Below are 8,182 nucleotides of genomic sequence, written 5' to 3'. Positions count from 1 at the left end.
ATTTTATCGACCAAACTTGAGTTTATATCGCTCAAACAGGAGTTTAACGCACAATCTCTCGAGTAATGTGCGAATTCACGAGTAAACGGCCTAAACTCACGAGTAAACTGCCCAAACTCACGAGTAAACCGCCCAAACTCACGAATAAACTGCCCAAACTCACGAGTAAACCGCCCAAACTCACGAGTAAACGGCCTAAACTCACGAGTAAACTGCGAATTCACGGGGATATCGCACGAAGTCTCGGGGATATCGCACAAAATTCTCGATTTTATCGATCAAACTTTCGATTATATCCATCAAAATCACGATATTGTCACCCAAATATCCTTTTCATGAAGAAAATTAAAATGAATTTCTATATTCTTGAATGAAAATGATTTTTATTATCAATAATAAAATGAAAGAAGGGTAACCAGTTGATGGTTACCCCCGATGTTTTAAATTTCTGGATCAAATGTTTTGCAATCCGTTTCTTTGCTATTTGATGCTTGCTTCCCTTTATGGCTGACAACATAAATAGCATCTGCACTGCATTTGTTTCCAGAATCCCAATATTTACAATTATTCACTTCACATAGTACATCTTTTGCCATCTTATCACACCTCCTCATTTGCTATCATTAACAAAGTTGGGGTTATTGATACTTTCCTTTTTCAGGTTTTGGTGTCTTAATTTTAATTGCGGGCGTCATAACGTACAAAAATCCGGGCAGTTTCCGCCCGGATTTTTTATATGCTTATGCGGATCTTTTCAATAGTTCTGCTTGAGGGATTTTCCAAAGCTCCCGCCATTTTTTCAAGGCGGCAACCAGGATGATCAAGCCTAGGATTAACATGGTGATCGATAGTATTCCGTTCAATATGCTGAATCCTGCAGAGTCCGGGTTCAGGTATACGTTTTTCACCATCCAGTACCCTGCTACATTGACTGTTACATATAAGTAGGCAAGGGGTACGAGGCATGTCCAGATATACCAGCGTTTGTCTGCGATTTTCAATACGACGGTCGCACCGATGATGAGTCCAATCGAAGCCATGAGCTGGTTGGATACGCCAAAGAGTGCCCAGATCGAACCGATGTCCCCAGAGTAAAGCAGGTATCCCCAGATAAAGCAGGCTAATGCGCTGGCGAATATGTTCCCCGGCAGCCAGTCGACTCGTTTTAATGGTTTATAGAACTCCCCGAAGAAGTCCTGGATTAAGTAACGGGCAACACGTGTCCCAGAATCGATGGCAGTCAATATGAACACCGCCTCGAACATGATGACGAATTGGAAGAAAAACGATGCCAGTTTGTCAAAGAAGGGTATTTCGGTGAAAATATAGGTCATGCCGACAGCAAGTGTAACTGCCCCGCCTGTCCGTCCCTCCAGATTAATGCCGATTTCTTCACTGAGTTCGTCAAGATGTACGGTTTCCATCCCTAATGTTTGAAATACTTCAGGTGTGGAGTTAATCGCAAAATAATCTCCTGGCTGCAGTGAAACCGCAGCAATCAATGCCATGATGGCAACGACACATTCCACTAGCATGGCTCCGAAACCAACGGATTTGATATCACTCCAACGGTTTAACATTTTTGGAGTTGTGCCGGATCCGACAAATGCATGGAATCCTGAAATCGCGCCACAGGCGATGGTGATTGAAATGAATGGCCAAACCGGACCGGCTACAATCGGGCCCCCGCCATTAATGAATTCGGTAAACGCAGGAAACTGGATTTCTGGATTCACTACGAAAACGCCGATGATCAATGCGGCAAATACACCGATTTTCATAAATGTACTAAGGTAATCACGAGGTGCCAGCAGCAGCCAAACAGGCAAGGCGGCAGCGAAGAAAGCATAGATCGGCAAAATGATGGCAAGTGTGCTCGCCTCAAGTGTCAATAAGTCGCCAAATGCCGTTCCTTGAATGTTCGGCCCAAGTAAAATTGCGGCCATGATGAGCCCGAACCCGACGATGGTCGCCCCTTTCAGGTTCCCGGTTTTTTTATGGTAAAGCCCTACACCCATGGCGATCGGAATGGTGATCCCGACAGCGAACGTCCCCCATGGATTGTTTTCCAGAGCATGCAGAACGACCATTGAAAGTCCTGCCATCGTGATTGTGATGATAAAAAGCATCGCGAGTCCTGTACAGAAGCCTGCTACAGGTCCAAGTTCTTCTTTCGCAACTTCCGAAAGGGATTTGCCGTCTTTACGCATCGACGCGAAAAGCACGACGGCATCATGGACGGCTCCCCCGATTACAGCCCCGATCAGTAGCCATAATAAACTTGGCAAATACCCGAATTGTGCAGCAAGGATGGGTCCCACCAAAGGACCAGCCGCTGCAATGGCTGCAAAATGGTGGCCGAATGCCACCCATTTATTTGTTGGAACATAATCTTTTCCATCTTCTAATTTATGGGCCGGAGTCGGCTTGGAATCATCAAGTTTTAATACTTTAAGTGCTATGAATGTCCCGTATAAACGGTAGGCAATCATTAATATACAAATGGAGCCTATGACAATTGTAACCGCATTCATATTTGAACCCCCTCTATTACTTACATCGTAAAAAAATGATATCACAATGAAAGCGAATTCAATGGGTTTTCAAGTTATAATGCAGATATCGAGGGATGGACTGCATTATGATGAAGCTAAAATGCAGAATTATGAAAATTTTTAAAAACCGATCAGCTGCTTTAGCTCCTTCACATACGTCCGGCTTACCGGGATGTTTGACCCGTCACTCATAATGAGATTATAAGTCGAGTTGAACCAAGGCTGTATTTCGGATATATGGATGACATTCACGATAAAACTGCGATGCACCCGTAAAAATGAGCGCTTATCGAGCTTCTTTTCAAGCACGATGAGAGGGTCGCCGATTTTATATTCATTTTCCCCGGTTTTAATGACCGTCTTCCCTTCAACGAGTCCTATGAACAAAATATGATCCCGGTCGATCAAAACGATCCGATCATCTATCACCACAGCCAACTTACCTGTCTGTTCCACCGACATTCGGCTGGCGGCAGCTGCTGTTCCGGATTCGTCTTTCCCGATTTGACGCTGCTTCATGAGCTTATCCAAAGTTCGACGTATCCTTTTTTCATTAAAGGGCTTTAATAAATAATCAAATGCATATAACTCGAAGGCTTGGAGGGCAAACTCATCATAAGCGGTCGCAAAAATGAGCGAAGGTGCGGGGTCAAGTTCCGCCAATTGCTTAGCCAACTGCAAACCATTGCCATCTGCAAGCTCAATGTCCAAAAAGACAAGCTCAGGTTTAAGGCGGGAGATATCCCTCATGGCATCTTCTATCCCCTCGGCCTCACCCACGACTTCAACTTGCCTGCTTCTCTTCAATAGATATTTCAATTCATCCCTAGCCAGTGGTTCATCCTCTACGATAAATGCTTTCATCATCGTTGCCATACTCCTTTCTCGTTGAGTGGTATTGATATGTTCACTTTGGTTCCGTGTCCCGCTTCACTTTCAATCGAGAGGCTGGCCTGACCTTTATAGATCCCTTCCAGCCGTTCACTGATATTATGAAGCGCCGTTCCTGTTCCCTTAGCCGATTCTACAGCCTGCTTGCCCAATTCATCTATTCTCCCGCCCGGAATCCCTTTTCCGTCATCCTCCACAACAATGTGCATCGCATCGTCTTTAAAGTATGCGCGGATGATGATTTGACCTTTGTTTTTCACATGTGGAAATGCATGGTGTACCGCATTCTCAACAAGTGGCTGCAATGTGAATGGAGGGATGAGAACTTCCTTAAGCCTTGGCTCAATGCGATAATCGATATGATATTTATCTGGAAAACGCGCCTGCTCCAGTGATAAATATGCGTTAACATGCTCTAATTCCTTTTCTAGCGGCACCAGTATTTGTCGGGCCCCTTGTAAATTAGAGCGAAAGAAGGCACTGAGCTCCTGCAATAAACTTCTTGCCTTCTCTACATCCGTCCGGCATAGAACGGATATCGTATTGATTGCATTGAATAAAAAATGAGGATGGACCTGTGCCTGCAATGCTTTAATTTCAGCATCTTTCAATAATTTCGTTTGCATTTCCGCTTTTGCCAGTTCCAGTTGAGTGGAAAATAGCTTGGCCAATCCTTCAGCTAACTCTTGTTCCACTTGGCTTAATTTATCCGGATGCTTGAAATACATCTTCAAAGTCCCGACCGTTTTCTGTTGGACCTGCAACGGCAGGACTACGGCCGCTTGCAATGGACATTGATCATGAAAGCAATAAATGTCCTTTTTTGTTTTGGCCACGATGATTTTCCCTTGTTCAAGGGCTTGTTTCGTTAAGCCTGTCGCTATCCCCACCTTAGGGACATGGTGATCTGACGCAGCACCAACATGGGCAAGCACGCTATGTTCATTGGTAATGGCCACGGCATCGGCTTCAGTCAGCCCCAAGATGATTTGGGCTATTCTCTTGCATGAAGTTTGATTCAAACCTTGCCGGAAAAAGGGCAAAGTCTGATCCGCAATCAGGAACGCAAGATTGGTTTGTACGGCCCGTGTCCGTGCTTCGTCCCTTGTGATCGACTGAATGATGAGCATGAAAAGTAAAGTCCCGAATCCATTGATGATGATCATGGGAATCCCGATTACTTGTACGAGCTCCCATGCCCTTTCAAAGGGGTTGGCCGTCACCAGGATGATGCCCATTTGGATTGCTTCCAATGCCATGCATATGGGAAGGGCAAACCAAGGGGTGATCGTCCCATGCTTTCGCCGCCTTTTCCCCAAAAGACCCGATAAGACCCCAGCCAAAATTGCAGCGATCGCACAAGCCCCCGCCGTAAAGCCCCCGAGAAAATAACGGTGAAGCCCCGCAATCAAACCTACTCCCAACCCAACAAAGGGTCCTCCCAGCAGACCGCCGATAGCCACGCCCATAATTCTTGTGTTGGCAATCGCGTTATCGGGAGCAATCTCAGCATGCCAATCACCCTCCGGCATGGCATGAGTTCCGATTTCGATTCCTGTATAGTTACTTATGATGCCGAATGTTCCAAAAAGTGCGATAAACATGATTTTCTTCGACATTTCATGTTCATGGCCTATCATTTGCCGAAAGGGTTTCATATAAGAAAGCAGGAAGGCAGCAATCACGATGATCCCCACTTTTTCAAACAGCGACGGTAATAAATCAACCAAAGCATTCACCCCATTTCTGGCTTTTTCATTCATCTTACACCAGCCATGAAATCCTTGTCGAATTTTGTTTTTTCGATTCCAAAAACATGGAAAAAATGAGGGACCATATCGGAGAAAAAGCTAGATTCAATCTAAAAAAAAGCCTATAAATACCAAGGCTTTTTCAATAGAAAGAAATCATCTTTTCAGAGTCGTTTATCGCGGAATCGGACATCAGGGACCAGAGGCAGTAATTGAATTATTTATTAACATCCTTTGGCCACCTTTGAATCAGAACGCTTTTTTTCAATATTCCGATCACCAACAATAACACCGGGAGAAGAAAACAAATGGTTAAGGAAAAGGGCGTCCATGCTTTTACAGTAAAGTTTTGACTATGTACTGTATTTGGATGTGTAATGATGGAGAAGGCAAAAATTAAAAATGCTAATGGGAAATGAAGAAGTTTGTGATTTTTCAATCCCAAAACTTGAGCTAACCCGAGAGACAGTCCATAATAACAGATCGTTAGCTTGAAATACACGGATAGAATCCAAATGAAGGCTACAGTGACTTCAATACGCTCCAAAAAATCACCAACACTCATCCTCTTTCCCAATCTATAGGAAGGATGGTTTTGCAGTGCGGTTATATCAATACCCAATACGAGGATAGAGAAAATGATCACTAAGAATAGAACGAAGCCTCCCAATAATGTTCCTCGATAAAAGTTCTTTTTCATTTCAGCCTTTTCATTTACATAGGGCATGATCATTAAAAAGAAAACGAGCTGTACATACGGGAGCGCTAAAGTGTGATAGGAGCCCTTAATAATTGGTTTCATGCCTTCTTCAAAAATAGGTTGAATATGTTCTACTTTGATTTCAGGGATAAGAAGTAAAAATAACATGAAAAGCATAAAGACAATCCAAGGAAAAAAGATCAATGCAGTTCGACTGATGACTTCCAATCCTAATCGTACACCGATTATGCATGTCAATAAAAATAGAATCATAATCATTTCAATAGGTGTTCCAACCAAAATTTGTGTTGTTGAAAAACTTCCAATTTCATACAATAAAGCGGACAAAAGGTACAAAATATAAAAAAGAAAGAGCAGTGCCGTAACTTTCCCAACCCATTTTCCCAATATTTTTTCATTAACTTCGACATAAGTCTTAGAAGGATAAATCGAGGCTAATTTATTATATAAGAAAACAAAACACAAACTGACGAGAGTAGTTATTATATAGGAAATCCAGGCATCCTGCTTGGCTAAATGGACAAGCAGCGCAGGTACATTGAGTATCGAACCTCCTATCGTAAATATGATGACCAATATAAGAAATTCTCCTGAGCTAATTTTACCTTTCTCGAGCATAATCAATAAATCCCCCCTAAGACAGAATCCGTTCCATGAAAGATGTGAAGGGATTATAAATGTTTGTTATCCAGTCTAAGGGATTAGGAATGGTAACATCTTTAATTAATAAAATGCTCAACGTCATACCAACTAAAAGCAATAGAATAAAGACGGAGATTTCCCTCCAGCATTTATTTTTAAAAAGTTGAGGTATTTCAAAATATGAAATAATTGCTCCAGTAAACACGGTTCCTATGATTGCCCACATAGATCTTTACTCCTCGACTTCTTTTTGAAAGGATTCTGTTATGGTGCCTAAATGGCGAATCCTTTAACGGTTACATTCACTTCCGAATGCATATCCACCTTCTGTTTCATTCCCAAGGCAGTAACGATGGCAAGTTCATTCAACTCATTGCCGCTCCAACAGCCGGGCAGACATATGAACGTTACGGTTATGTTTTCACCTTGGATGTAAATATATCCATTTAAATGAAATAATTTGTCATGAATTCCTTAAAGCTTCTGTCCCGCTCTCTTCTGCTCTACCTGATTGGAAGGTTTATGATGGTATCATTTCTGAAATAGCAGTTGTCATTTTTGGAACCCTTCACACCCAAAAATAGTTTATTGTTAAACGAGGAAAGTAAACAGGTTATTTCATTTTAGGAACGAGTATGAGGTATGAATATGGAATTGAGAAATCAAATCATTTATATCAGTAAAAAAGTATTGAATAGTATTAAGAATTTCGAATTTAATTTTGAAACTACTATATGTATCTTTGATAAAGAGCTAAATGTTTTATACGCCAAAAGTAATGATGAAAATCAAGATTTATGTAAACTGGTTATAGAAGAATCTGTTGAAAATAATGCATTTATTTTAAGTTCATTGCAAAATACTACTGTAAAAACTAAAAATAAACTTTCCGGAAAGGATTTTAGTGTCATATCTTCCCCGTTCCATGAAAATAAAAATAAGGAATTGCAAGGCTATGTAGGTATATTCACAACGGATGATAGTGAAAATTTCAAAATGATTTCTGAAATGCTCGCTAATCAAATCTCCTACGAATTACATGTGTACCGTGAGAAATTATCAATTGAAGAAATAATAAAAACAGATAGATCATCTTTATTCACCAGGGAATCGCAACATAAAGTTGATTTGCGGATCATCCAGAATATAACGCAAGGTCTCAAAGATAAAGAAATAGCTGATAATCTTCATATTAGTGTTTCTACAGTTCGTAACCATATAAATAAATTGTTTGAAGAATTAGGCGTATCCTCCAGATCACAATTAATCAGCTTGCATTATGAAAATAAATTGCATGAAATTCTTCATGAAGTGAAGATGGAAAACCGCATCTTATAGTACTTTTAGAAATAAAAAGCGAAATTCATTTTGAAGGTATACAATGAGCATCATAAATCTACACCCATATAACAAACAAATTTAATCCCATTTCTTTTCTGCAAAAAGGGATTTTTTATGCTTACCCGAAATATGTACACTTCCTTGAACTTCGTAGAAACTGTTATTGGAATGAAAGCGCATAGGGAAACCAAAAACCTTATGCTTGAGCCTATAAAAAGCCCCTACTCAAAGTGAAATGTACCCTTTGTAAAGGACAGTTTAAAAAAAGCCTAGGCAGCTTG

The 8,182-nt window shown here is 41.2% G+C and carries 6 protein-coding genes; 1 reads left to right on the top strand and 5 read right to left on the bottom strand.

The window, feature by feature from the left end:
- Positions 1-440 precede the first annotated feature (440 nt).
- From ADA55_RS27880 to ADA55_RS03785, 5 genes are all read right to left on the bottom strand, one after another.
- Positions 441-596, bottom strand: coding sequence for a DUF1540 domain-containing protein (locus tag ADA55_RS27880; protein ID WP_065421101.1), 156 nt, complete (start codon positions 594-596; stop codon positions 441-443).
- A gap of 144 nt (positions 597-740) precedes the next feature.
- On the bottom strand, positions 741-2,534 hold the full coding sequence (gene cstA / locus ADA55_RS03800; RefSeq protein ID WP_048679266.1) for a carbon starvation protein CstA: 1,794 nt from the start codon (positions 2,532-2,534) through the stop codon (positions 741-743).
- A gap of 141 nt (positions 2,535-2,675) precedes the next feature.
- Positions 2,676-3,422, bottom strand: coding sequence for a LytR/AlgR family response regulator transcription factor (locus ADA55_RS03795; protein WP_048679264.1), 747 nt, complete (start codon positions 3,420-3,422; stop codon positions 2,676-2,678).
- Positions 3,419-5,176, bottom strand: a complete 1,758-nt coding sequence (locus ADA55_RS03790) for a sensor histidine kinase (RefSeq protein WP_048679268.1) — start codon at positions 5,174-5,176, stop codon at positions 3,419-3,421. Before ADA55_RS03790 ends, ADA55_RS03795 begins: the two co-directional genes overlap by 4 nt.
- 238 nt (positions 5,177-5,414) lie before the next feature.
- Complete coding sequence (locus ADA55_RS03785; RefSeq protein WP_065421102.1) at positions 5,415-6,536, bottom strand: GerAB/ArcD/ProY family transporter; 1,122 nt, start codon at positions 6,534-6,536, stop codon at positions 5,415-5,417.
- 672 nt (positions 6,537-7,208) lie between these two features.
- Between ADA55_RS03785 and ADA55_RS03775 the strand changes: the two genes are divergently transcribed.
- Positions 7,209-7,898, top strand: a complete 690-nt coding sequence (locus ADA55_RS03775) for a response regulator transcription factor (protein ID WP_048679253.1) — start codon at positions 7,209-7,211, stop codon at positions 7,896-7,898.
- The last annotated feature ends 284 nt before the right edge of the window (positions 7,899-8,182 follow it).

This window comes from Bacillus sp. 220_BSPC (assembly GCF_001054655.1).
GTDB lineage: Bacteria > Bacillota > Bacilli > Bacillales > DSM-1321 > Peribacillus > Peribacillus frigoritolerans.
The sequence above is the reverse complement of the archived record's forward strand: the minus strand, read 5'-3'. Positions and strand labels throughout refer to the sequence as shown.